Source organism: Luteococcus sp. (assembly GCF_043424415.1).
In the GTDB taxonomy this organism is placed as follows: Bacteria; Actinomycetota; Actinomycetes; order Propionibacteriales; family Propionibacteriaceae; genus Luteococcus.
Genome location: NZ_JBHWOO010000162.1, coordinates 1 through 2,674 on the forward strand (window position 1 = coordinate 1; position 2,674 = coordinate 2,674).

Genomic DNA, 2,674 nt, shown 5'->3' on the forward strand with positions numbered 1-2,674 from the left:
TGCCTCGTCCCCAGGCGTCGGGCAGTAGGACGTAGGACAGCTCCAACTCTCGCCCCTCCGGGCGGACGTGTCCGGGTCGATCCGGGTTGCGCCGATCCGCCACCACCGTGCCCAGCATCCGTCCACTGCGTGCGTCCGAGACGATCTGGGCCCATCTGCGACGTCCACACCGCGCTCCAGCCACACTGCCAACAGCGAGCGGCAAGGCGATGGACTTCGGCCGGGGGCCGCCCAGGTGATGGCGAACGCGATCATCGGTCAGCAACTGGACCATGCGAGTGACGTCTCCCGCCCGTCCGTTGCGCAGCTGGATCTCAGGTGAGGCCATGGCTCGAGCTTAGGCAACGCGCACCGCCACACCTCGCACGGGCTCTGGAGTCAACGACCCTGCGCGTGAGTTGATGCCCGTGCATGTCGAGGGCGCGGGGGCTCTCTGGCGGCTAGCCTTCCGGTATGAGCACCGCCGAGGACGTCCTCCACCTGGTTGAGGCCCGGGCGCGTGCCCTTGCTGAGCAAGATGCCGAGGGGTTGCGGCTGCTGATGCATCCCGAGTGTGTCTGGCCCAGCTACGCAGGGCTGGTGCTGGACCGTGACGAGTATGTCCACCGCAACACCACTGCGGTCACCTTCGCCTCCCAGCGCTTCGAAGGCCCCGTGGTGCGGGTCGTCGGCGACACGGCCATCGTCACCGGGACGGTTGTCGACACTCTGCGCGACGGTGAGCAGTTCCGCCTGCTGATCACCATGACGTGGGTGCGCTGCGATGGCTTGTGGCAGTTGCTCGCTGGTCACGCGGGCCCGCGTCTGGCCTCGTGAACCGCACCCTTTGTCCCGAATGCGGTGTTGGGTTCCTCACCGTGTGCTGAGGTCCAAGCCGACGGCTGGATTCCGTGGGATGAGCTGTGGGACGGCTGGGATGAGCTGTGGGGGCGGCGCGCATTGCCATCGACACCGCGCGGCTGGCAGCTGCTGCAGAGGAGCGAGGTTCGCGTGCACGGCCCCGCTGAACATGGACGTGTCGCTACGGTGTCGTCATGATGGCCGTCCTGACGCAGTTGGTGTTCGAGTGCGACGATCCCGTCCCAGTGGCCGCGTTCTGGCAGGACGTCTTGGACCTCGCGCCAGCCGAGGGCACGGACGACTGGCTCACCCTGCAGTGGGAACCGGTCGGTCGGTTCTCGTTCCATCGTGTCGAGGGCTATGTGCCGCCTCCGTGGCCTGGCGAGTCTGGTCAGCAGCAGGTGCACTTCGATCTCCTGGTCGACGACCTGCAGGCTGCGTCTGCCACGGTTGAGCGTGCCGGTGGGACGCCGCTGACTGGGGTGATGGATCCGGGGCCGAAGGCGTGGCGCATCTTCGTCGACCCCGCTGGCCACCCGTTCTGTCTCGTCTCGGTGCCGGAGTGACGGCCAGGCGCAGTCAGTGGGGTTGAGGCGACCTTCCGGTCGCTCGGCCATTGTCATGCTCCAAGGGCGCTCGAAACCCGTTCGTGTTCAGCTGGTTACTTCCCAGTCTTCTGTCGGGCGTAGTAGGCGCGGGATCGGTTGCGGTCGCCGCAGTCCTTGGTGACGCACCAGCGTCGGTTGTGGGCTCTGGATGTGTCGAGGAAGACCCAGCCGCAGTGGGCGTCCTCGCACTGGTGGAGCCGGTCCAGGTCGGAGCGTGCGAGCAGGGCCATGATGCTTCGGGCGATCCGGTGGCGTGGGGTGGCAGGGGTGAGCGTGCGGTCGTGCCAGCGCCATCCATCGGCAGCGGGGGTGTAGGTGGCTGCGGTGAGTGCTTGGTGGAGCTCGTCGGTGATGACTTGGCCTGCGTCGGCGTCGTCGGTGAACAGTGCGCCGTACAGCGCCTCGCGCAATGCGAGGACCTTGGCATGTTCCGTGGCGGCCTCACCGGGCGGCACCTGAAGGGCTTTGGCTTCCTCGTTATGGATCAGCGCGGATTCCAGGCACCAGGCCATGACGTCGCCGAAGTCGTTGAGATCCTCTTCTCGGTCCTCGTCGGACAGTCGCCACTCGACCGTGTTGATCAGGTCCAGGGCGACGTCGCCGGCGATGTGACTGAAACGTGCCATTATTCAACCTCCATCCTCACAGTCTAGGCACCTGTTGCCTGTGAGCCGTTTATGCGGCAGGATCTCACGAGTAAAAAGCATCAAACTTGTGAGGCTAGGCGGTGGCGATGAGGGACCCGAGCGCAAGACTGGTCCGTGACGACCGGAGCTTCGCGTGGTATTGGTTTGGGCAGAGCGTGAGTAGTTTCGGCAGCCAGGTGACGGCGATGGCGTTGCCGCTGGTCACTGCGGTGACCTTGCACGGGACTACGGCGCAGGTGGGGTGGGTGGCCACGGCCGCGATGCTGCCGTACCTGTTGTTCTCGCTCATCGCTGGGCACGTCCTTGAAGGTAGGGATGCCCGCAAGGTGATGTTGCCGGCCAATCTGTTCCAGGGCGCTGCGATGGCTGTTGTCCCGATCGCCTGGCTGGGCGGGTGGTTGTCGGTCCCGCTGTTGGTGCTCCTCGCGTTCGTTGCCGGGTGTGCCGCGGTGTGTTTCGGCGTGGTCGGCTTCTCCTAGCGCATGTCGGAGTCGTGACACTGGCGGAACCGCGGAGGCCCCAGAAGCAGAGCTCCGGGGGCCTCCTCCGTCATCCTCTCGTGGGAATCAGTCGTAGTAT

At 65.9% G+C, this 2,674-nt stretch carries 5 protein-coding genes; 3 read left to right on the forward strand and 2 right to left on the reverse strand.

From position 1 onward, the window contains the following. The coding region (locus ACHFFZ_RS09835; protein ID WP_394276456.1) for a GNAT family N-acetyltransferase at nucleotides 1-328 on the reverse strand (328 nt) is incomplete at its 3' end. 125 nt (nucleotides 329-453) lie between these two features. Between ACHFFZ_RS09835 and ACHFFZ_RS09840 the strand changes: the two genes are divergently transcribed. Continuing rightward, the gene (locus tag ACHFFZ_RS09840; protein ID WP_394276457.1) at nucleotides 454-816 is read left to right on the forward strand and encodes a nuclear transport factor 2 family protein; all 363 of its coding nucleotides are present in this window, start codon (nucleotides 454-456) and stop codon (nucleotides 814-816) included. A gap of 218 nt (nucleotides 817-1,034) precedes the next feature. After that, nucleotides 1,035-1,406, forward strand: a complete 372-nt coding sequence (locus ACHFFZ_RS09845; RefSeq protein ID WP_123574853.1) for a VOC family protein — start codon at nucleotides 1,035-1,037, stop codon at nucleotides 1,404-1,406. A 95-nt stretch (nucleotides 1,407-1,501) separates the two neighbouring features. Here ACHFFZ_RS09845 and ACHFFZ_RS09850 read toward each other — a convergent pair whose 3' ends face one another. Then, on the reverse strand, nucleotides 1,502-2,074 hold the full coding sequence (locus tag ACHFFZ_RS09850; RefSeq protein ID WP_123574852.1) for a CGNR zinc finger domain-containing protein: 573 nt from the start codon (nucleotides 2,072-2,074) through the stop codon (nucleotides 1,502-1,504). A gap of 107 nt (nucleotides 2,075-2,181) precedes the next feature. On the opposite strand from ACHFFZ_RS09850, the gene ACHFFZ_RS09855 reads away from it, so the two are divergent. Continuing rightward, entirely contained in the window at nucleotides 2,182-2,574 is a 393-nt protein-coding gene (locus tag ACHFFZ_RS09855) for an MFS transporter (protein ID WP_394276458.1), read from the forward strand. Nucleotides 2,575-2,674 lie beyond the last annotated feature (100 nt).

Bases quoted from the DNA above. Each gene is read 5' to 3' on its own strand.
- ACHFFZ_RS09840 (WP_394276457.1), top strand. From the start codon at position 454: ATGAGCACCGCCGAGGACGTCCTCCACCTGGTTGAGGCCCGGGCGCGT.
- ACHFFZ_RS09845 (WP_123574853.1), top strand. From the start codon at position 1,035: ATGATGGCCGTCCTGACGCAGTTGGTGTTCGAGTGCGACGATCCCGTC.
- ACHFFZ_RS09850 (WP_123574852.1), bottom strand. From the start codon at position 2,074: ATGGCACGTTTCAGTCACATCGCCGGCGACGTCGCCCTGGACCTGATC.
- ACHFFZ_RS09855 (WP_394276458.1), top strand. From the start codon at position 2,182: ATGAGGGACCCGAGCGCAAGACTGGTCCGTGACGACCGGAGCTTCGCG.